12 protein-coding genes and 2 tRNA genes are annotated in these 20,267 nt (G+C 66.9%); 5 read left to right on the top strand and 9 right to left on the bottom strand.

Going from position 1 to position 20,267, the window contains the following annotated elements; all coding sequences use genetic code 11:
* Nucleotides 1-164 precede the first annotated feature (164 nt).
* The 3 genes from JS528_RS04850 to JS528_RS04840 all read right to left on the bottom strand — a co-directional run bounded on the left by JS528_RS04850 (nt 165) and on the right by JS528_RS04840 (nt 3,192).
* Entirely contained in the window at nt 165-530 is a 366-nt protein-coding gene (locus JS528_RS04850; RefSeq protein ID WP_214357950.1) for a fluoride efflux transporter FluC, read from the bottom strand.
* Nucleotides 527-1,708: a fluoride efflux transporter FluC gene (locus JS528_RS04845; RefSeq protein WP_214357949.1), complete on the bottom strand. Its 1,182-nt coding sequence runs from the start codon at nt 1,706-1,708 to the stop codon at nt 527-529. Before JS528_RS04845 ends, JS528_RS04850 begins: the two co-directional genes overlap by 4 nt.
* A gap of 197 nt (nt 1,709-1,905) precedes the next feature.
* Complete coding sequence (locus tag JS528_RS04840) at nt 1,906-3,192, bottom strand: adenylosuccinate synthase (RefSeq protein ID WP_214357948.1); 1,287 nt, start codon at nt 3,190-3,192, stop codon at nt 1,906-1,908.
* Nucleotides 3,193-3,863: 671 nt separating this feature from the next.
* Between JS528_RS04840 and JS528_RS04835 the strand changes: the two genes are divergently transcribed.
* Nucleotides 3,864-4,862, top strand: a complete 999-nt coding sequence (locus JS528_RS04835) for a type IV toxin-antitoxin system AbiEi family antitoxin domain-containing protein (protein ID WP_240541328.1) — start codon at nt 3,864-3,866, stop codon at nt 4,860-4,862.
* Nucleotides 4,863-5,653: 791 nt separating this feature from the next.
* Here JS528_RS04835 and fbaA read toward each other — a convergent pair.
* The gene (gene fbaA, locus JS528_RS04830) at nt 5,654-6,721 is read right to left on the bottom strand and encodes a class II fructose-bisphosphate aldolase (RefSeq protein WP_214357947.1); all 1,068 of its coding nucleotides are present in this window, start codon (nt 6,719-6,721) and stop codon (nt 5,654-5,656) included.
* A gap of 418 nt (nt 6,722-7,139) precedes the next feature.
* Between fbaA and JS528_RS04825 the strand changes: the two genes are divergently transcribed.
* Nucleotides 7,140-8,426 carry a polysaccharide deacetylase family protein gene (locus tag JS528_RS04825; protein WP_240541327.1) on the top strand — a complete coding sequence of 429 codons (1,287 nt, stop codon included), beginning with the start codon at nt 7,140-7,142 and terminating at the stop codon, nt 8,424-8,426.
* A 226-nt stretch (nt 8,427-8,652) separates the two neighbouring features.
* Here JS528_RS04825 and JS528_RS04820 read toward each other — a convergent pair.
* The 5 genes from JS528_RS04820 to JS528_RS04795 form a co-directional block, all read right to left on the bottom strand.
* Nucleotides 8,653-8,723, bottom strand: a tRNA-Gly gene (locus JS528_RS04820).
* A gap of 122 nt (nt 8,724-8,845) precedes the next feature.
* A complete protein-coding gene (gene htpX / locus JS528_RS04815; protein ID WP_214357946.1) occupies nt 8,846-9,787 on the bottom strand; it encodes a zinc metalloprotease HtpX in 942 nt (313 codons plus the stop codon).
* A gap of 368 nt (nt 9,788-10,155) precedes the next feature.
* Nucleotides 10,156-11,610 (bottom strand): FAD-dependent oxidoreductase, encoded by a 1,455-nt coding sequence (locus JS528_RS04810; RefSeq protein ID WP_214357945.1) that lies wholly within the window; start codon nt 11,608-11,610, stop codon nt 10,156-10,158.
* Nucleotides 11,611-11,808: 198 nt separating this feature from the next.
* The gene (locus JS528_RS04805; protein ID WP_420838188.1) at nt 11,809-14,226 is read right to left on the bottom strand and encodes an HAD-IC family P-type ATPase; all 2,418 of its coding nucleotides are present in this window, start codon (nt 14,224-14,226) and stop codon (nt 11,809-11,811) included.
* Nucleotides 14,227-15,261: 1,035 nt separating this feature from the next.
* Entirely contained in the window at nt 15,262-17,154 is a 1,893-nt protein-coding gene (locus JS528_RS04795; protein ID WP_214357944.1) for a S1C family serine protease, read from the bottom strand.
* A gap of 298 nt (nt 17,155-17,452) precedes the next feature.
* On the opposite strand from JS528_RS04795, the gene tgt reads away from it, so the two are divergent.
* The 3 genes from tgt (at nt 17,453) to JS528_RS04780 (ending at nt 20,030) form a co-directional block, all read left to right on the top strand.
* Nucleotides 17,453-18,700 (top strand): tRNA guanosine(34) transglycosylase Tgt, encoded by a 1,248-nt coding sequence (tgt, locus tag JS528_RS04790; RefSeq protein WP_214357985.1) that lies wholly within the window; start codon nt 17,453-17,455, stop codon nt 18,698-18,700.
* A 13-nt stretch (nt 18,701-18,713) separates the two neighbouring features.
* Entirely contained in the window at nt 18,714-19,628 is a 915-nt protein-coding gene (locus tag JS528_RS04785; RefSeq protein ID WP_214357943.1) for a nitroreductase family protein, read from the top strand.
* Between the two features lie 316 nt (nt 19,629-19,944).
* A tRNA-Leu gene (locus tag JS528_RS04780) sits at nt 19,945-20,030 on the top strand.
* Nucleotides 20,031-20,267 lie beyond the last annotated feature (237 nt).

Genomic DNA, 20,267 nt, shown 5'->3' with positions numbered 1-20,267 from the left:
TCCGCACACATTGTTACGTGACGTACGGGGCAGGAGCGCGCGGGCCGGTTTCGCTATGGAGCGGATTGGGGGTTTGGTTCCTCTTGTTGAGGGGAGCTGGCCGTGCATGTGGACTGCGGGAGAGAAGGCGGGGAGCGCGCCCCGCGCTATGGGGAGGTGGTGGGTTAGAGGGAGCCGACCCACCAGCCGGCGGCTACGCAGATGAGGGGGACGAGGATGGTGGCGGTGATGTAGAGGGCGGCGATGGGCCAGTTGCGGGCTCTGAGGAGGGAGACCATTTCGTTGATGGCGGTGGAGAAGGTGGAGAAGCCGCCGAGGAAGCCGGTCACGAACAATAGGTACGTGTTGTGGTCGACGCCGCTCTTCGCATAGGCGGCTGCCGCGATGCCGGCGCAGAACGTGGCGATCACGTTGATCACGAACGTGGAGAGCGGGAACGCGCGGTTCCACCAGCGCTGCACCGACGTGTTGACGACGAACCGGGTCATCGCGCCGAGTCCGCCGCACAGGCACACCAATATAAAGGTCATCGACGCCACCTCCGCTCATCGGCGTGAGCGCCGCGGAAGTAGCGCACGCCATGGGCGTCGCCCGGACGGGCGGACGCGTCGCGCGCGTCCGAATCCGCGCCGCCGGTCCGGTCTCGACCCCGGCCGGCACCGTTGCTCCCGGCCGATTCGCGTGCGTCGCCGGTGGTCGGATCCCCCACCATCGGAATCTCGTCGGTGGTCGGCGCCGGTTCAAACGACGGCGCGACGACGGTATCGGACGAACCGGGCCGCATCGAGACGTCCGAACCGGACGGATCGGACGTGCGCAACGACGTCGGCTCCCCGACGGCATGGCCGATGCCGCCGGCTCCGCCGACGTTCACTGCATGGGCACCGGCGGATCCGCCGGCGAGCGGCTGGCCGTAGTCGCCGGAGGGCGGCGTGGAGGAACGTACGTCGACGAATACCGACGCGGAATCGTCCACGATGTGGACAACCAGGTCGTCGGCGATGCGGCGGCTGAGAATGCCTCGCCTCCGGGCCTTGGGCGCCTTGTGGCTCGTCGGCGCGGAACCGCCGGAGGCCGCGGCGGCGCGCTCGTCGATCTCGGCAGAGGCGAGTCGGGCGGCGTGATGCGAGGCGAGATCGGTCGCGAGCCACGCGCCCAGCGCGGCGACGAGCATGCCCACGGTGAAGCTCGCGAACATATAGAAGAGGAATCCGCCGATCTGATCGCCGTGGATCGAGGTCAGCTCCTCGATGACCATCGCGGACAGGGTCGAGAACCCGCCGCACATGCCCATGCCGACGCCTCGCGAGGCCAGCTGCCGCACGCGTTTGCGGATCCACGAGGCCTGAGCCATGTACGCGGTGAGCGTGGCGAAGATGAAGCATGCGGCCATGTTGGCGATGAACGTGGCCGTGTGGAACGCGCTGAGGAAACCGGTTTCGCCAAGAGGCGCCGGCATCGCCAACGACAGCGCGTACCGCAGCGCCGTACCAACCATGCCTCCGAGGAACACGACCACGTACAGCATCGCATCGGCGAGCGGATTGAACTGCGCCTGGACGCGCTTGACCGGCGCGAGCGGGATCTGCGGCGGGCGCTCGGCCGCGGCGGCCCCCTGCGGATGCGGCGCGGCCACCGCGTACGAACGCGCGTGCGCGGCGCTCATCTCCTGCGTCGCGGGATCTGGTTCGGCGAAATACTCGGGCATAGGCTCGTCCGGTCCGTCTTTTCTCGGCTTCTCGACTTCGATTCGATACTCGGCTCTGACGTCGCGTCACGGGCCTGCGAGGTTCCGGCGAGCGGCCGATCGGCCGACCGCCACGATGCGATCGGACCGATCGGCCATCACCGGAACCAGTGCCGGCCGATCTGACGTCAGCCGGCATCGATCGAAGTCAGTCGATGTCAGTCGATGAGCGAGTGGACGGAGATGATGTGGTCGCGCTGCGGGCCGGTGCCGATCGCGGAGATGCGGCAGTTGCTCAGCTCCTCGAGACGCTTGACGTACGCCTGGCAGGTGGCCGGCAGCTCGTCGAAGGAATGGCAGTTGGAGATGTCCTCGTCCCAGCCCGGCATCGTCTCGTAGATCGGCTTGGCGGCGGCGAACGCGGCCTGGTCGGTCGGCATGTCGTCGTGACGGACGCCGTCCACGTCGTACGCGACGCAGATCGGGATCTCCTTGAGGCCGGTGAGGACGTCCAGCTTGGTCAGGACGAGGTCGGTCAGGCCGTTGACCTGGCTGGCGTAGCGGTTGACGACCGCGTCGAACCAGCCGCAGCGGCGCGGGCGGCCGGTGGTCACGCCGAACTCGTGGCCCTGCTGACGCAGCCACTCGCCGGACTCGTCGAACAGCTCGGTCGGGAACGGGCCCTCGCCCACGCGCGTGACGTACGCCTTGGAAACCCCGACGACGCGGGTGATCTTGGTCGGGCCGACGCCGGTGCCGGTGCAGGCGCCGCCGGCGGTCGGGTTGGACGAGGTGACGAACGGATAGGTGCCGTGGTCGACGTCAAGCATCGTGGCCTGCGCGCCCTCGAACAGGACGGTCTTGCCCTCGTCGAGGGCCTTGTTGAGGATCAGGCCGGTGTTGGCGACGTACGGCTTGAGGCGCTCGCCGAGCTTGAGCAGCTCGTCGGTGGTCTGGTCGACGTCGATGGCGCGGCGGTTGTACAGCTTGACGAGGATCTGGTTCTTCTGGTGCAGGCTGGCCTCGACCTTGTCGTGCAGGTGCTCGGCGTTGAACAGGTCGTGCACGCGGATGCCGACGCGGTTGATCTTGTCCGCGTAGGCCGGGCCGATGCCGCGGCCGGTGGTGCCGATCTTGTGCTTGCCGAGGAAGCGCTCGGTGACCTTGTCGAGCGTGCGGTGGTATGGCGCGATGATGTGCGCGGCCTCGCTCACCTTCAGATGCGAGCAGTCGATGCCGCGGGCCTCGAGGCCGTCGATCTCCTGGAACAGGACCTCCGGGTCGACGACGACGCCGTTGCCGATCACCGGGGTGAGGTTCGGGTTGATGATGCCGGAGGGCAGCAGGTGCAGCGCGTAGGACTCATCGCCCACGACCACGCTGTGGCCCGCGTTGTTGCCGCCGTTGAAACGCGCGACATAGTCGACCTTCGTACCGATCAGATCGGTCGCCTTGCCCTTGCCTTCGTCTCCCCACTGGGCACCGATCAACACAATTCCAGGCATTACGCACCTCCGCATACGCTTGCTTTTACGCTCGATTCGCTCGATTCCGCCGCGAATCAGCCTACCGTACGCCCTCTACCCGGGCATCCTCCCGCCCACCCACCGGGCGCTTCCTCGCTCACTCCTGAACACCTCTTCATCCGCTCCCGGGCACTCCTCCACCGCCCGCCAGCCCGCTCACTCCGCACCCTCCCCGCTCCCCAAACGCCCGATCCTATAGAATCGGACGTTCGCAACGCGCAATGCCCCTCCGAAGCGTCCGATACTGCGGAATCGGACGTCAACGGCAACCATCCACATACGAAAACGTCCGATACTGCAGAATCGGACGTCACAAGCACGAATCCACCACTCAGAACGACCGATCCTATAGGAACGGACGTTTAGAGTTCGACGCGGGGCGCCGAAACGTCCGATACTGCAGAATCGGACGTTATGAGGGCGAATCCACACCCGAGAACGTCTGATCCTATAGGATGTGACGATTCGGGTCCTCCTACGTGCAGCCCCGCGTCCGATACTGCAGGATCGGACGCGGGAATGGTCGGTTCGGGTGGAATCGGACGCATCACGGCGCCGTGCGATGCCTGGATTTGTGAAGATTCATGAGGGCTTCGTCCACATTGTCCCGACGGCTAGGAAGCGAGCCTCCGGGCTTTTATCATCGCGACATGAGACAACACATCAGAATCGAACAGCTGCTGACGCAAGCGGAACAACGCCGTACCTTCGCCAAGGCCGAACGGCCGGGAGACCGTCATCTCCTCGACCGGCGGCTGGGCGCCGGAGAACTGGTCATGCCCGTGAAGGGACGCTACATACGCAAACCGCTATGGGACTCGTTATCCTACGGGGACCGCATCGCATACCGGCTGCGGACGATCTGCCGCGAGCATCCCGACTGGGTGCTGTCCGGCGTCTCGGCCGCCGCCATCCACCGATACACCTCGTCCATGTATCTCCAGCGCTACGTGCACATCGCCGTGACCGATCCACACCAGACCGGAAAGCGGGGTCTGGTCGTAGCCCATTACACGCCGGACCTGCAGGTCGTCGTAGTGGACGGCATCCGCGTCACCTCACCCGAACAGACCATGTTCGATTGCGCGCGGACGTTGGATTTCCCCACGGCCATGTCGATATGCACCATGGGACTGCGCGCCACGGGCAATCCGGCGGCGTCATTGCAGGACTACTGCGCCGCCCAACGGCGGAAACGCGGCCTGCCCCGCGCCCGATTCGTGGCCGAGCACGTCGACCCGATGTGCACGAACGGCGGCGAGGCCGTCTCGTTGGCGGTCTCGCTGGAGTTGGGATTCGCCCAGCCGCAGTGTCAGCGGCAGTTCATCAGCCCGATCGACGGAGGCGCGATCTACGCGGACTTCACGTGGACGCGCGACGACGGATCGCTCGTCGTCGGCGAGCTGGACGGCCGCGAGAAGTACGTGAACCCCGCCATGACCGGAGGGGACGACGTCGTCGCCGTCACCCTGCGGGAGAAGGACCGGGAGACGGAGATCAACATGCTCAACATCCCGGTCGTGCGGTTCCAGATGGTCCACGTGCGCAACCGCACGCCGTTCGAGCAACGTCTGGTCGCGGCACAGGTGCCGCGACCGAATCTCGGCAAACGCACGCCGTTCACCGGCTACGTGTGCACCGAATACTAATTTCCCGCTCTCACCCCCTCATCCATCCGTGTCATCCCATCCGTGAATCCGTGGCGTCCGATACTACAGAATCGGACGCCACGGAACGCAAATCCACCCAGGAAACGTCCGATACTGCGGGATCGGACGTTTACGACGCACAACGGAGCGCAATAACATCCGATCCTATAGGAACAGACGTTTACGGTGCGGCCCGGCTCATGAAACCGTCCGATACTACAGAATCGGACGTTGCAAATACGAATCCACCATCCAGAACGACCGATACTACAGGAACGGACGTCTGGGGAACGGTATGAGACACGAAAACGCCCGATACTACGGAATCGGACGCCAGCAAGAATCCGCCGCATACGGAAACGCCCGATACTACGGGAACGGATGTTCACGACGCACAACGGAGCGCAATAACGTCTGATCCTATAGGAACGGACGTTTACGGTGCGGCCCGGCTCATGAAACCGTCCGATACTACAGGAACAGACGTTTAGGGGACGATATGAAGCACGGAAACGTCCGATACTACAGAATCGGACGCCGCCAAGTGCGAATCCGCCCGCGAAACGCCCAATCCTATAGGAACGGACGTTTACGGTGCGACATGGCTCGCGAAAACATCCGATACTACAGAATCGGACGCCAGCGGGGAGCCACCGCATACGAAAACGCCCGATCCTATAGGAACGGACGTTTTTGATGCGGTATCGGGCATGGCGCAACGTCCGATTCCGTGGAATCGGACGTCACATCCGGGTACGAGAACCCCTATCCGCGTACGACGCGGCTTGCGGCTACTTGAGGGCGCGGCCGGCGGAGCCGAGCTGCTGGCACGCCTCGACGACGCGCTGCGCCATCGACGCCTCGGCCTTCTTGCCCCACGAGCGCGGGTCGTAGAACTTCTTCTTGCCGACCTCGCCGTCGACTTTGAGCACGGAGTCGTAGTGCTCGAACATGTGGCCGGCGATCGCGCGGGTGAACGCGTACTGCGTGTCCGTGTCGATGTTCATCTTGACGACGCCGTACGAGACGGCCTCGGCGATCTCCTCCGGAGTCGAACCGGAGCCGCCGTGGAAGACGAGCTCGAACGGCTTGCCGGCCGGGAAGTCGACGATGCCGGCGGCGGACGGCACGCGCCCGTCGACCACGGCGCCGGCGACCTCGGACTGGATCTCACCCAGCAGGGACGGGCGCAGCTTGACCATGCCCGGCTTGTACGCACCGTGCACGTTGCCGAACGTGAACGCCGCCATGTAGCGGCCGCGCTCGCCCAGGCCCAGACGCTGGGCGACCTTCACACCGTCGGCCGGCGTGGAGTACAGCTTCTCGTCGATGGCGGCGGACTGGCCGTCCTCCTCGCCGCCGACCGCGCCGATCTCGATCTCGAGGATCGTGTGCGCGGCCTGCGACTTGTCGAGCAGCTCCTCGGCGATGTCGAGGTTGCGCTCGAGCGGGACCGTCGAACCGTCCCACATGTGCGACTGGAAGGTCGGCTCCTTGCCGTGCGCGACCTCGTCGGCCTCGTACGCGAGCAGCGGACGCACCCAGTCGTCGAGGTACTGCTCGGCGCAGTGGTCGGTGTGCAGAGCCACGGTGATGTTCGGGTACTGCTTCGCCACCTCGTGCGCGAACGCGGCGAACGCGAGGGAACCGGTGACGCGGTTCTTGAGCGACTGTCCGGAGAAGTAGGCGGAACCGCCCACGGACACCTGGATGATGCCGTCGGACTCGGCCTCCGCAAAGCCCTGGAGGGCGGCGTTCAGGGTCTGCGTGCTCGTCACATTGATCGCGGGGTAGGCATAGCCGCCGCGGCGGGCGGCATCCAGCATCTCGGCATAGCGTTCTGGCGTTGCGATAGTCATGCCTTCATTATCCCGCGCCGCGGTGACGTCACGGGCCGGGCGGGCCGCACACGATGCGCACCGGCGTGTGCGTTTCGTCACATCCCGACGACGCCCCGCGAGTGACTCGCGTACGGGCGCATCGATGCTCAAGGTCGAACGGCCGGACGATCCGCGCATGGAGCGACTCGCGTACGGGTGCGTCGATAACCATCCGCGAAGCCGACCCCGGCGCGCCGAGAGGGATGCGGCATCACCACCGGCACCAACGGCTCGGCCCCAGCCGATCCCGGCGCGCCACGAGGGATGCCAAGCACCTGCGCATTCGCACAGACAGACGGTTTCCCGAACCGTCACCCGACCTACCCAAAAGTATTACTTTTGGATTACCCGTCCGCGCGCGATCTCCATACAATGGGGCGTCGGTAAGGAGAACGACATGCACGATTCGCACGATCGCAATATGCGTCCGGTCGGTCCGATGGACGCACGCAGCGCGCAGAACGGTCCGGACCCCGAGGAACTCACGCTCGAAGGCGCGGTGAAGCCACGTCGACCGCTCGCGCCGTGGGCCCGCACGGCGATCGTCATCGTCGTGATCGGTCTGGTCGCGAGCCTCGCGGCGGGATTCTCGTGGATGTGGGACGACCACTGGCGCCCGATCGACGTGACCGTGAACGGCCGTACCGTGCGCACGCGCGTCGATACGACGCTCGTCAAGCTCCTCGAGAAGAACGACGACTTCGGTGCGAAACGCGGGCGTCTGCTCGCGATCGACGGATCCGTCATCGACAAGCGCGGCGGCAAGGCGATCGTCCCGTCGATCGCCGGACAGGCCATCCCGGAATCGGACTGGTCGAAGATGGTCGTGCCGGAGCACGCGGACGTGACGGTCGATTCCGGCGCCGACGTGACCGAGGGGCACACCGTCATCAAGAGGGCCGCCCCGTACGGCGCCGACGTGGACCTCGCCGGCGGCACGATCCAGGTGCGCGTGAGCCACGGCAAGGACGGCGTCGCCGAGACGTGGGTCGGCAAGAAGTCCGGCAAGAAGGTCGACAAGGGCGTGACGACGAAGCCGACCGACATGGTCGTGCGCTCGTACAGCCCGCGTCCGGAGGGCAAGAAGGTGATCGCGCTGACGTTCGACGACGGTCCGAGCAAGTACAGCGCGCCGATGCTCGACATCCTCAAGGAGAAGGGCGTCAAGGCGACGTTCTTCGATCTGGGCCAGCAGTCGAAGGAGTTCGCGTCGGTCGAGAAGCGCATGGTCAGCGAGGGGCACGAGGTGGCGAGCCACAGCTACGATCACCCGAACATGCCGAAGCTGAGCCGCGACGAGCTGCGTGCGAACATCGAGAAGGGCTTCTCGGCGATGAAGGACGCGTCGGGCGTGGACACGAAGGTGCTGCGCTCCCCCTACGGCGCGTTCGGGTCACAGCAGTGGAAGGACGCGGGCGACCTCATCGACATGAACGTGCTGTGGGACATCGACACGCTCGACTGGAAGCGTCCCGGCGCGGACGCGATCCACGACAACGTGATGAAGCACGCGCACAACGGCGCGATCGTGCTCATGCACGACGGCGGCGGCGGCGATAGGGAGCAGGACATCGAGGCGCTGCCGCGCATCATCGACGACCTTCGCGGGCAGGGATACGAGTTCGTGACCGTCAAGCAGCTCATCAAGATGAGCCCGAAGCCGGAGTGGGAGAAGCAGAAGTAGGCGGTTCGAGGTTCACGTGCGGTAGCCGTACATTTGCCCGGGTATTTGTCGTACTCGTTCGGTCGAACGTATGCTGAGGGCACGGTCAGCGTACGTTCAACCGGAAACGGAAAGGAAAGGCCCGATCGAACGTCCGCCCGGAGACGGGAGACGGTGCCAAAGGGCACTGAACGTGGGAAAAGGGAAGGGGAAACCGTCCCTGTACGGAGGTCTCTCATCACATGAGAGCGAATGACGGGAGTCGAACCCGCCTCTACAGCTTGGGAAGCTGTCGTTCTACCGATGAACTACATTCGCGGAAGGTGCGTCTTTTGGACGCGAGCCACCAGTGTATCCACGGCGGCGGACGGTTCCCGGAGACATCTCAGCAGGCGGGACGCGGAGGGAATCGCGATGAGTCCTTCTGACGCACCTGTGGCTCAATAGCGTGTCTGCGGCGCACCGGGGCCGTAGATCTGCTGGGCGCGCATCTCCTGGGCCATCTGCATCAGGCGGCTGATGCGATCCTCGGTCGGCGGGTGCGTGGAGAACAGGCGCGAGAAGCCGATGGTCGAGAACGGGTTCGCGATCATCATCGCGGAGACCGACTGCGTACCGGCGGTCTTGCGCATCGGCGTGGTCTGCGCGCCGTACGAGATCTTGTTGAGCGCGGAGGCGAGCGCCTCGGGGTCGCCGGTCAGTACGCTGCCGTCCTCGTCGGCGTCGTACTCGCGCGTGCGGGAGATCGCCATCTGGATGAGCGATGCGGCGATCGGCGCGAGGATCATACTCATCAGCACGCCGATCAGGCCGAGGCCGCCGGAGGAGTTGTCGCGGTCGTCGCGCGAGTTGCCGCCGCCGAAGTACATGAGCGAGTAGCCGAGATACGTGATGACGGTGGCCATCGCCGAGGCGATCGCGGAGGTGAGGATGTCGCGGTTGTACACATGCATCAGCTCGTGGCCGAGCACGCCGCGGATCTCGCGTTCGTTGAGGATGCGCAGGATGCCCTGCGTGCAGCACACAGCAGCGTGGCGCTCGTTGCGGCCGGTGGCGAACGCGTTCGGGCTCATCGTGGGTGCGACGTAGATGCGCGGCATCGGCTTGCCGGCCTTCGCGGACAGTTCGCGCACGATCCGGTACAGCGTGGGTGCCTCGGCCTCGCTGACCTCCTTCGCGCCCATCGACGCGATGGCGAGCTTGTCGGAGAACCAGTACGAGCCGAACGTGGTGACCAGTCCGATGACGATGTAGACGCCGAGGGTGCCCCGTGAGCCGCCGGTGGCCCACCAGATGAGCATGATGACGCCCCACATCAACCCGAACAGGAGGGTCGTCTTCAGGCCATTGTGATGGCCGTGCACTCGCAATTTGCCGTCCATAAAGCACACACTAAATTCACGAGCTGAGTCTTAGCTGAACGCACGCCGGGAGCGAAACGGCTTCCCGGACGCGGCTCGCCATCCACGCTCATCCCCATTCGCTCCTCCGCGCGTCCGATCCTATAGAATCGGACGAAATCGGGCCTCGCGAGCTGCCTTTCACGTCCGATCCTATAGGATCCGTCGCAATCAGGCCCCACGAGTCGCCTTTCGCGTCCGATCCTATAGAATCGGACGCCATATCGGCCGCATACGGCAGGGACCTGAGAGAAGGGCGGTCCCGCCACATACGGAAACAGGCTCCCTTCCGAACGGAAAGGAGCCTGCAGGACCTGCCGTAATCGCCTAGGCGAGGCGAGACCTACGCGTCACTCGGCGTGGGCGAGCTCGCGCATCTGGGCGGGCTCGATGACCTTCTTGTGCTCGCGGCCTTCCTTGGCGCCCTCGGCGCGCTCGAAGGCGTCGACCTTCTTCCAGCCGGCGAAGTCGATCGGCTTGATGCCGCGCTCGGCGAGCAGACGGTCGATCGACTCGGGATCGCGGTCGGCGGCCACGCGACCGCCCTCGGCGGCCTTGGCCAGATCCTCGAGCATGTTCGTCACGATGGCGAGCGCGTCGGACTTGGTCGAGCCGATCAGGCCGACCGGACCGCGCTTGGCCCAACCGGTGGCGTACAGGCGCTCGCGCACCTCGCCGCCGTCGGCCTCGGTGGTGATGCGGCCGTCGCCGTTCGCGTTGGCGAGGTGGGCGCCGTGCTCGTCGTAGGCGATGCCCGGGGCCTCGGCCGGCTGGTAGCCGATCGCGTGGTAGACGGCCTCGACCGGGTAGTCGGTGAACTCTCCGGTGCGGTGCATCTTGCCGTCGGCGCCGGTTTCGGTGCGCTCGACGCGGATGGCCTTGACCTTGCCGTCCTCGCCGAGGATCTCGGTGGGCGCGGAGTTGAAGTGGACGTAGTACTTGCGGTCGGCCGGGTTGCCCTCGTAGTCGACGTCGCCGTCGTCCTCCATGTCCTCGGCCATCTCGCGGATGGCGAACAGCTCCTCGACCATCTGGCGGGTGAGCTTGTCCTTGCCGGCGACCTCGATGGTCTCGTCGTCCAGCTCGAAGTCGTCCTCGTTGATGATGAGCTGCACGCCGGGCAGCTTCTCCATCTCGCGCAGCTCCTGCACGCTGAACTTGGCCTGGGCCACGCCGCGGCGGATGAACAGGTGGAGCACCTTGGCCTTGTTGTTCTGGATGCCCTCGTAGACGTTGTCCGGGATGTCGGTCTTGGCCTTGAGGTCGTCGGCGTTGCGCATGAGCTCGCGCGCGACGTCCATCGCGACGTTGCCGCCGCCGATCACGGCGACGTTCTCGGCGGTCAGCGGCCATTCGCGGGCGCCCGTGGGGTAGCCGTCGTACCATTCGACGAACTTGGCGGCGCCGTAGACGCCGTCGAGGTCGGCGCCGGGGATGCGCAGCGGCTTGTCCTTGACGGCGCCGGTGGCGAACAGCACGGCGTCGTAGCGCTCGAGCAGGTCGTCGAGCGTGACGTCCTTGCCGAACTCCACGTCGCAGTACAGGTGGATGTCCGGGTTGTCGAGGGTCTTCTCGAGCGCGGATGCGATGAACTTGATGGACGGGTGGTCGGGGGCCACGCCGTAGCGGACCAGACCGAACGGCACGGGCAGCTTCTCGAACAGGTCGATGCGGGCCTGGGTGCCGAGGCCCAGCTCCTCGCCGAGCTTCTTGAGCTGGCGCAGGAAGATGTCGGAGGAGTAGACGCCGGCCGGGCCGGCGCCGATCACGGCGATACGGAGTTCAGTATTCGAAGATTCAGTCACGCGATACAGGGTATCTCAAGCCGCCGAATCGCGGAAGAGGTGATTTCCTCCACTTCCTAGGCAGATTTCACGCTTCTTAGGCAGGTCATACCGAAGAGACCGATTCGGTCCCCTGATATTCCAATAGGATGTTCCGGACTCCGACGGAAGACCTGCCTAAGAAGCGTGAAATCTGCCTAGGAAGTGCCGTTCGACGGATCAGTCGCGGTCGAGGAGGGCCGTGAGGGCCCACAGGATGCTGACCACGTCGATCGCCTCCTGCAGGAAAGCGCCGACGACGACCGGGATGAGATCGAACGCGGCCGCGACCATGCCGACGAGCGCGAGCGCGAGGCCGAGGACGACCGCCTGCAGCATGACGCGCCTGGTGCGGCGGGCGATGGCGATGGCGCGCGGCACGGCGGCGATGTCGTCGTTCATGATGACGACCTGCGCCGATTCGGATGCGGCGGTGGAGGTGCCGTCGGTCATCGCGACGCCGAGATCCGCGGCGGCGAGCACGGGCGCGTCGTTCACGCCGTCGCCGACCATCATCGTGACCTCATACCGGGGTGCGCCGGTCGGCACGACCGACCTGCCGTTCCGTTCGCGCGCGGCCGGAGCGGCTGGCGCACCGGCGACGCCGGCGTCGCGAGTCTCCCCACGTCCCGACGTCGAGTGCGTCGCGGCACGGACCGCGGCCACCTTGTCCTCGGGGAACAGTTCGGCGTGGACTTCGTCGATGCCGACCTCGCGGGCGATGATCTCGGCCGAGGCGCGCTTGTCGCCGGTGAGCATCGCGAGTTTGGCGACGCCGAGCTCGTGCAGGCGCGTCAGGGCCTCGCGCGCGTTGGAGCGCGGCACGTCGCGCAGCACGATGCGGGCGGTCAGACGGCCGTCGATCGCCACGTAGGAGGCCATCTCGTCTGGGGCGAGCATGCCGAAGCGGGTGCGCAGGGAGATGTGGGGCTCGGATGCCTCTTCCTCGACCGCGCCGATGCCGAAGCGGGTACGCGTGGGAATGGGGGCGGAAGTGCGGGGGACGTCCGGTCGATTGTCTTCAGTCGGAAGCCGGCGGCGGCCCTTGTCCGCGGGGCCGGAATCGGCCGTCGTCTCAACCGGGGCACGGTCGGAGGTCGCATCGACACGGCCAAGACCGGCGGTCAGGAATCCGTCGTCGCCGGCGGCGGCGAACGAGAGCCGTCCGACGCGCACCGCATGGCCGTTGACCTCGGCCGAGATGCCCTTGCCGGGCTCCTCGTGGACGTTCGTCACGACCGGATAATCGCGACCGTGACCCGGTTCGCCGGCTTCGGGGCAGTCGCGACGACCGGCCGCGTACCGCGCGTGCAGACGCTCGATCGCCTCTCGGCCGGCGGCGGCGATGCCCTTGGCGAGCACGTGGACCGAGTAGCCCTCGACCACGCCGGCGAACATCAGCACGTGGTCCTCGTCGAGACGGGATGCCGACGCACCGCCGCCCGGCACCATCTCGACGCGGACGACCTGCGGCTGCTTGACGGTGAGGGTGCCGGTCTTGTCGAAGAACACCTGCGTGACGCGGCCCAGGTTCTCGAGCACGTCCTGCGTCTTGATGAGGATGCCGGCGGCGGCCAGTCGCCCGGTGCCGGCGATGTATGCGACTGGCGCGGCGATGAGCAGCGGGCAGGGGGTCGCGAGCACGAGCACCTGCGCGAAGCGGGTCGGCGTGCCGGCGAGCGCCCACGCGACGCCCGCGATCACGAGCGAGATCACGGTGAACGGCACGGCCAGACGGTCGGCGGTCCGCACGACGGCCGGGCGCGACTCCTGCGCCTGGCTGACGAGCGCGAGGATGCGTTGGTACTGCGAGTCGGCGGCGACCTCGGTGGCGCGCATGGCGAGCGTGGTCGAGCCGTTGACCGCGCCGGACATGACGCGGGCACCGGCGTAGATCTCGCGCGGCACGGGTTCGCCGTTGATGGCGCTCAGGTCGAGCGTGGCCGAACCGGAGAGCAGTTCGCCGTCGACCGGCACGGTCTCGCCGGGCAGGACGATGATCACGTCGCCGAGCCGCACGCGTTCGACCGGAACGGTCTCGAAGCGCGAGTCGGCGCCGGGCCGCACGCGTCGGTCGGCCTTCGCGACGACGGGGTCGCAGGTCTCCGGGTCCCGCCCGGTCAGCGCGCACACGGCGTCGCCTCGGAGGTTCGAGTTCGGGACCGCGCCATCACGGGCTGGATGCGGGGCGGACTCGCCGCGACTCCTCTCGGCCTGATGCACGGACGGCTCCCCTTCGGCGTGGGAACCGTACTGCGGCCGGGGCGCCCCGCCATCTCGAGACGTTCCTCCTCGCGAGGCGGACGCCATCACGTGCCGGAATCCGTCGGTGTCGCGGATCGGCGCGATGTTGCGGGCGGCGCGGGGGTGCGCGGCTGCGCCGGACCCGTCGGAGCCGGCAGTCCCGTCGTCGTCGGGTCTGTCGGCCCCGCCGACGCCCGACGCGGCTCTCCCGCCAACGCCCGACGCGACTCCCCTGCCGACGCCGGGCAGGGTGACGACGTGGGCGGTCCGCGGCGCGGCCGAGAGCAACGCGGTCAGGCTGCCCTCGGCCTTCGACTGCGCGTACTCCTCGATCGCCTCGCCGGAGGTGATCATGAGGACGACCGCCCAGCTGGCCCAGTATTCGCCGACGGCGAGGGTCGACAGCAGCGCCATCACGGCGAGCAGATCGACGCCGACCTGGCCATGGCGGATGTCGTCGATCATGCCGCGCACGGTGTCGACGACCGTGTACGCGACGAGCGCGACGACGATCCACTGTCCGATCGACGGATCGACGGCGAGCGCCCCGTGGTAGCCGCGCGCCCATGGCGCTACGCCCCAGGGCCTGAGCCTCCACATGAGGGCGATCGGGATGACGGACAGCACGACGACCGGCAGCATCGGCACGCGCCGGCACAGGTCGGCGACCGCGGCGATGGGGGTTCGCCGGACGGAAGCGTGGCCTGCCGAGGCATGGGTCTTCGGCGCTTGGGCCGCCGAGGAGACACGGACATCGTCATGATCGGTGGCAGGCCGCACGGATGAGGAGGATTCGGTGACGTCTCGTTGCGGGGAATCGGATGCCCGATGACCATCCGGTTCACGAACGGGGTCGGGGGATGCGATGAGTGTGCTCATCTGATGCTCCTTACGTTGGTATCAGGGCCGAACGCGCCGCTTTGCTGCGTTCGGGTCCACCCGGTCTGCCGGGTTCGGCGGTCAGCAAAACGTGACGCACGGCGATGGTGCGATCACGCCTTGTTAACCCATCGGCGCATGCCCTTCCGTCCGGTCCGGTGGACCGTCGTCGGCTTCGCGCGCGATACACGGCGTAAAGATTCGATATTCGGTTATCGGGGCCACCCTAACAGGCCCCCGTGCCGTCCGCAACCGCAACCCGCCGGCGCACGACGTCATACTGCACGCCGGCGATTCGATCGTGCCCCGTCCGGGAACCTGACGCGACCTTCGGGATGTGCGGCGCGGGGAGCCACGGAGATCCGAAACGAGGACGGGCCCCGGACCGTCCGCGTGGATGCGAACGATTCGGGGCCCATCAGAGTAGGTCAAGTGGTCGAGGTCGGTCGGAACCGGTCGGCCAAGACCGGCCGGAACCGGTCGAAATCAGCTGAAATCGGCTGCCAGGAATCACCAGCCGAACGGGAAGCCGAAGCTGTCGCTGCCGCTGCCGTCCTGGCCGTTGCCGTCGCTGTTGCCGTTACCGTTGCCGTTGTTGTTCTGGCTGTTGCCGTTGGAGGACTCGGAGCGGTTGGAGCCGTTGACGGCCTCCTCCTGCTGGTCGAGCGTCACGTCGACGTCCATCGTCTTGTCGTCGCGCACGATGGTCAGCGTGACCTTGTCGCCGAGGGCGGCGGCACGCACGTAGCCGAGCAGGGAGGCGTTGCTGCTTACCGCGTTGCCGTTGAAGGCCACGATGGTGTCGCCCTCCTTCAGGCCGGCCTTGTCGGCCGGGGAACCGGAGACGACCGCGGAGCCGGAGGAGCCCTTGGTGATCTTCGCGCCGGCGCGGGTCACGCCGTCGGCCTCGACCGTGTCGGACGTGATCGTGATGCCGAGCGCCACGTGCTTGACCGAGCCGTTCTCGATGATCTCGTTGGCGACGCGCTTGACGAGGTTGGACGGGATCGCGAAGCCGATGCCGATCGAGCCGGAGGAGCTGGACGACGACGAGCTGGAGGTGGAGGCGATCGAGGAGTTGATGCCGATCACCTCGCCGGCCGCGTTGAAGGTCGGACCGCCGGAGTTGCCGGGGTTGATGGCCGCGTCGATCTGGACGGCGTTGGTGACGATGTCGTTGTTGTCGTCGTCCATCACGGTCACCGGGCGGTTGAGCGCGGAGACGATGCCGGATGTGGCGGTGTCGTCGTAGCCGAGCGGGTTGCCGACGGCCATGATGTTCTCACCGACCGCGAGCTTGTCGGAATCGGCGAACTTCACGGTCTTGAGGTCGCTCGGCGGGTTGTCGAGCTTGATGACGGCCAGATCGGTGGTGGTGTCGGTGCCGACGACCTGCGCGGAGTACATCTGACCGTTGGACAGCGTCACCTGGATCTTCTGCGCGCCGGAGATCACGTGGTTGTTGGTCACGATGTGGCCGTCCTTGTCGAGGATCGCGCCGGAGCCCTGGGCTGAGCCGTTCGACAGCTGGGTCTGGATGGAGACGACGGCGCCGGAGACCTCGTCGGCGACGGCCGTCCAGTCGACCGCCTCGCCGGACTTGGCGGTGGCCGAGCCGGAGCCGGACTTGCTGGAGTCGACGCTCGACAGGGAGCTGGTGGTCGCGACGCGGACCGCGCCGGAGGTGATGGCAGCGTAGCCGACGCCGAGGCACAGGGCCGCGGAGACGAGCGCGGCGACCACACCGGTCACCACGAGGCGGCCGACGCCGTTGGAGGACTTGGTGCCCGGAACGCCGGGCTGGCCGGCGCCCGGCTGGTTGGGGTCGGACGGCTGGCCGCCGAACAGGTTGCCGAACGGGCCGCCGTTGCCGTTGCCGCCGTTGCCCGCATCGCCCGAGTTCTGCGGGGCGAACGGGTTGCCGTTGTTCGCGTTCGGCGAAGTCGGGGACGGGGACGGCGCGAACGGGTTGGAGGAGTTCGTGTAGGGGTTGCGGTCCTGACGCTGCTGTGCGCCGCCGAAACCGGCGTTCTGGGCACCCTGAGTCGGATTGAACTGGCCGGGCTGGCCCTGGGCCGGGGCGGTCGGGGTCGGACCGTACGCACCGTACTCCGGCGCCGGACGGTACTGGCCGTACGCGGGCTGGCCCTGCGGAGCGGCCTGCGGCGCCGCGGCCGGGGCGGTCGGCCTGTTGGAGACCACGGTCTGCTCGCCGGCGGCGGAGGCGTAGTCGGGCTTGACCTCGCCGGCGACCGGGGGGATCGTCTCGGTGGGACGCTCGGCGGAGGCCTTCGCGGACGCCGCGTTCGCCGAGGTCGGGATGTGCTGCGTTTCCTGCGCGTCGCGCTGCGGCTGCGCGTTCTGGTCGCCCTGCGGGGCCCAGTTGTTCTGCTCATCAGCCATAATCGTTCGCTCCTTCATATGACCGGCGACCTTTGGTTTTCTTTTCAGCAATCTCGCCGCCGGTTCGTATTGCTATCTAAGAGTAAAAGCGCCACCTCTGGAAGTTTCCTGAACGTTTGTTGGAAGTGATGAGTGAATCTTCTCCCGACTTTCTAGGGACACTGCGCAATCCCCTTGTTCGCCTAAAGTGAAGGCTATGACCGACCTTTCTGCACATATCCCCTCCTCCCCCGCGGTCGATGACGTCCCCGACGGCGCCGTCGACCTCAATCTGCACCCGCGCGGCGCCGCCGACGGCATGCCCGGCGACCGTTCCGTGTTCCGGTTCGAGACCGTCACCCGCCTGTCCGACGCCGCCGACGGCAAAGGACGCGATGGTGCGCGCTACGGCCGCACCGGCATCCTGCACACCCCGCACGGCGACATCCGCACGCCCGCCTTCGTGCCGGTGTCCACGCAGGGCGCGATGAAGGCCGTCCTGCCCGAGTCGATGAGCGACCTCGGCGCGCAGTGCCTGCTCGCCAACGCGTTCCACCTGTTCGAGCGCCCCGGCGAGGACGTGCTCGATCAGGCCGGCGGCCTCGGCCGGTTCATGAACTGGCACGGCCCGACGTTCACCGATTCGGGCGGATTCCAGGTCATGTCGCTGGGCGTCGGCTTCAAGAAGACGCTCGCGATGGACGTGACCGGCATGAAGTCGGACGACGTCATCGCCAAGGGCAAGGAGCGCATGGCGTGGGTCGACGAGGACGGCGTCACGTTCAAGTCGCCCCTCAACGGCGACGAGCACCGCTTCTCCGCCGAGATCTCGATGGGCATCCAGCACAAGCTCGGCGCCGACATCATGTTCGCGTTCGACGAACTGACGACGCTGATGAACACGCGCTCGTACCAGGAGGAGTCGGTCGAGCGCACGTTCCGCTGGGCGAAGCGCTGCGTCGCCGAGCACGAGCGGCTCACGGCCGAACGCCTCGGCAAGCCGTATCAGGCGCTGTACGGCGTCGTGCAGGGCGCGAACTACGAGGACCTGCGCCGGCACGCGGCCGAGCAGATCGCCTCACTCGACTTCGACGGCGTGGGCATCGGCGGCGCGATCGAGAAGCGCATCATCGGCGACACGTGCGCGTGGATCTGCGACGCGATGCCGGAGAGCCGCCCGCGCCACGTGCTCGGCATCGCGGAGGTGGACGACATCTTCGCGTGCGTCGAGAACGGCGGCGACACGTTCGACTGCGTGGCGCCGGCCCGCTGCGCCCGCAACGGCGCGATCTACACGCGCCGCGGCCGCTACAACATCAAGCGCGCGCAGCACAAGTTCGACTTCGGCCCGCTCGAGGAGGGCTGCGACTGCTACACGTGCCGCCACTACACGCGCGCGTACGTCGACCATCTGCTGCGGGCGCGCGAGTTCACCGGATTCACGCTCGCCACGATCCACAACGAGCGCTTCTTCGTGAAGCTGCTCGACGACATCCGCGACGCGATCGACGGCGGCTACTTCGAGGAGTTCCGCGACGAGTCGCTGGCGCATTTCTACGGCAAGTGACGGAGGTTACGTCATGACGAGTCTTCTTGAGGCGATCGACGCGCGCCACGCCATCCGCGCGTATACCGACGAACCGGTCGCACCGGACGTGCTGGCCGCGTTGCAGGCCGAAATCGACGCCTGCAATGCCGAGTCGGGACTGCACATCCAGATGGCCGCGGGACTGGACGACGCGTTCCTCGGCCTGAAGACGCACTACGGGCGGTTCAAGGGCGTGCACAACGCGATCGCGCTGGTCGGCGCGGTCGGGAGCGGGAGCGCGAACGACGACGGCGAGACCGACGCGAACGGCGCTGGCGGCGCCACGCGATCGGGCGATGCCGCCACCACCCTGCAGTCGTTCAAGGACGCGGAGGGCACGCCCGTCTCGCAGGCCGCGGCCGCGCTGCAGGAGCGCGTGGGCTACTACGGCGAACGGCTCGTCCTGCGCGCCGTGCAGCTGGGATTGGACACATCCTGGGCCGTGCTGGACGGCGCCGAGGCCGTGAGCGCGGACGACGCGTGGTGGACGCTGGACGCGGACGCCGGCGAATCGGTCGTGTGGGTGATCGCGTTCGGCCACGGCGCGCGCCCCGGCGGGCGACGCCGCACCAAGCCGATGGAGGAGCTGGCGAGCATCGAGGGCGGTTCCTCCGCGCCCGACGGCATCGCCGGGGAGCCGCGCGCATCCGGGGACGCCGGCGACACTGATGCCGATGCCGCCGCCACTCCCCTTGCGGACGTCCCCGACTGGTTCAGGGCAGGCATGGAGGCCGCGATGGCGGCACCCACGTCGCTGAGCCAGCAGCCGTTCCACTTCACGCTCCACCCGTCCGACGGCACGGTCACGGCCGAGGCGCTCGACGGCCTGTTCGCCCACGTCGGCCTGGGTTGTGCCAAGTACCACTTCGAGATCGGCGCGGCACCGCACCGGGTCGAGTGGCGGTAGATCGCGTCGCGGGGGGCGCCACGTGTGCCAAGCCTGCGTGGCGCCCCCGCACCCCGCACGTTCACACCCCGCTCCCGCACCCCGACGTTCACACGCCCGCACGCCCGCTCCGAATGGGCTCGCGTGTGGACGACTTGCCGTACACGCCACCTGCGTCCCCTCCGAATCAGACGATTTCGGACCGTGTTTTCCCAAAGGAAGTTGCCGGCGAAGGCGAACCACAGTAGAACAAACCCTTGCAAATAAAGGCGACACGCCGTAAGGACCCTCAGATTTGCCCTTATGCGGAAGGCTGTGCTAAATTATCTGCTTGTTCGCGAGTGTGGCGGAATGGTAGACGCGCTGTCTTCAGGTGGCAGTGAGTGTATGCTCGTGAGGGTTCAACTCCCTCCACTCGCACCAGCAAGTAAGGGCTGGAACCGAAAGGTTCCAGCCCTTTTGCTTTCTCCGCATCAGCCCGAACCGACCGATGCCGTGACCACGCTCGAACGACTACGCGTGCGCTGGGTTAAGGGTCAAAACGTGGGTCTTATCCGGGTGTGTCGTGGATTAGTTTGACCGTCCTGCCCAGCCTTTTCTGACGCCGGACCACGCTCGAATGACTCACGTGTGCGCTGTACCGAAGGCACGTCGGGGGCT

This window comes from Bifidobacterium santillanense, from assembly GCF_018555385.1.
GTDB classification, from domain to species: Bacteria; Actinomycetota; Actinomycetes; order Actinomycetales; family Bifidobacteriaceae; genus Bifidobacterium; species Bifidobacterium santillanense.
The sequence above is the reverse complement of the archived record's forward strand: the minus strand, read 5'-3'. Positions and strand labels throughout refer to the sequence as shown.

Coding starts and splice junctions, on each gene's coding strand:
- JS528_RS04825 (WP_240541327.1), top strand. CDS start 7,140: ATGCACGATTCGCACGATCGCAATATGCGTCCGGTCGGTCCGATGGAC.
- tgt (WP_214357985.1), top strand. CDS start 17,453: ATGCCCGGCGACCGTTCCGTGTTCCGGTTCGAGACCGTCACCCGCCTG.
- JS528_RS04845 (WP_214357949.1), bottom strand. CDS start 1,708: ATGCCCGAGTATTTCGCCGAACCAGATCCCGCGACGCAGGAGATGAGC.
- htpX (WP_214357946.1), bottom strand. CDS start 9,787: ATGGACGGCAAATTGCGAGTGCACGGCCATCACAATGGCCTGAAGACG.
- JS528_RS04835 (WP_240541328.1), top strand. CDS start 3,864: ATGAGACAACACATCAGAATCGAACAGCTGCTGACGCAAGCGGAACAA.
- JS528_RS04785 (WP_214357943.1), top strand. CDS start 18,714: ATGACGAGTCTTCTTGAGGCGATCGACGCGCGCCACGCCATCCGCGCG.
- JS528_RS04795 (WP_214357944.1), bottom strand. CDS start 17,154: ATGGCTGATGAGCAGAACAACTGGGCCCCGCAGGGCGACCAGAACGCG.
- fbaA (WP_214357947.1), bottom strand. CDS start 6,721: ATGACTATCGCAACGCCAGAACGCTATGCCGAGATGCTGGATGCCGCC.
- JS528_RS04850 (WP_214357950.1), bottom strand. CDS start 530: ATGACCTTTATATTGGTGTGCCTGTGCGGCGGACTCGGCGCGATGACC.
- JS528_RS04840 (WP_214357948.1), bottom strand. CDS start 3,192: ATGCCTGGAATTGTGTTGATCGGTGCCCAGTGGGGAGACGAAGGCAAG.
- JS528_RS04805 (WP_420838188.1), bottom strand. CDS start 14,226: ATGATCACCTCCGGCGAGGCGATCGAGGAGTACGCGCAGTCGAAGGCC.